Origin of the sequence: Mesobacillus sp. MER 48 (genome assembly GCF_023714225.1) — a bacterium.
Classification (GTDB): domain Bacteria; phylum Bacillota; class Bacilli; order Bacillales; family Cytobacillaceae; genus Mesobacillus; species Mesobacillus oceanisediminis_A.
Genome location: NZ_JAMAUR010000063.1, coordinates 1 through 225 on the forward strand (window position 1 = coordinate 1; position 225 = coordinate 225).

1 rRNA gene is annotated in these 225 nt (G+C 48.4%); it reads left to right on the forward strand.

Annotated elements, in window-relative coordinates:
- Window positions 1-112: ribosomal RNA gene (locus tag M3593_RS23910) — 16S ribosomal RNA — on the forward strand; the annotation flags it as partial.
- Between the last annotated feature and the right edge of the window lie 113 nt (window positions 113-225).

Sequence of the window (225 nt, forward strand, 5' to 3'; positions counted from 1 at the left end):
CGAAGTCGGTGGGGTAACCTTTTGGAGCCAGCCGCCTAAGGTGGGACAGATGATTGGGGTGAAGTCGTAACAAGGTAGCCGTATCGGAAGGTGCGGCTGGATCACCTCCTTTCTAAGGATATTGCCTAAGGGCAATCGGAATGCGAATCTTTCGATTCGTACTGTGGATGTAATCCACATAGTTGTACGCTTGTTTGTTTAGTTTTGAGGGAGCAATTCTCTCAA